This window comes from Sandarakinorhabdus oryzae, from assembly GCF_009733735.1.
In the GTDB taxonomy this organism is placed as follows: domain Bacteria; phylum Pseudomonadota; class Alphaproteobacteria; order Sphingomonadales; family Sphingomonadaceae; genus Sandarakinorhabdus; species Sandarakinorhabdus oryzae.
The window spans coordinates 1-584 of the sequence record NZ_WNJP01000406.1 but is presented as its reverse complement, the minus strand read 5'-3'; the positions used below and the strand labels follow the sequence as shown (position 1 = coordinate 584).

At 70.0% G+C, this 584-nt stretch carries 2 pseudogenes; both read left to right on the top strand.

The window, feature by feature from the left end:
* Positions 1–187, top strand: a pseudogene (locus GJ693_RS17345) (hypothetical protein); the annotation flags it as partial.
* Positions 188–269: 82 nt separating this feature from the next.
* Positions 270–584 (top strand): annotated as a pseudogene (locus GJ693_RS16575) (hypothetical protein); the annotation flags it as partial.

The following is a 584-nucleotide window of genomic DNA, read 5'->3' as shown; positions in this document are numbered from 1 at the left end:
CTATGCGGCGGTGCGCGGCACCTCGTTCGCCGCGCCACTGGTGACCGCGCGACTGGCGGCCTACCCGGCCAGCCCGCTGGCAGCCGTCGCCGCCGAAGCGCGCGCCACCGGCAACGGGAAATTGGGCAGGGGCATCGTCTGCGCTGCCTGCCGCAATCCGGTGCGGCCACTGGTGCAGAAAAAATAATCGCGGGTCGGGAAGAAAGCCCAATGCAGCATCGTTTGCCTGATGTGGACCGACGAGGGTCCCGCAAATTGGGAGACAGACAATGAAGCGCATGATGATTTCGACTGCGGTCCTGGCCCTGATGGCCACCGCTCCGGCCTCCGCCCAGCTGCTCGGCGGCGCCGGCAACGTGACCGGTGCCGTGAGTGGCGCACTGAATGGCGCCGGCCAGATTGGCGGCACGCTGGGTGGCATCGGCAACAGCGCCCGTTCGGTGACCGGTTCGGTGACGGGCACCGCCAGCGGCACCGGCAGCGCCAGCGCCACCCGCAGCATTGATACGCGCAGCGGCAATGCCAGCGCCTCGGGCGCGCTCGCCGGCACGGTGAGCGGCGCCGTTGATGGCGCCGTTGCGGCC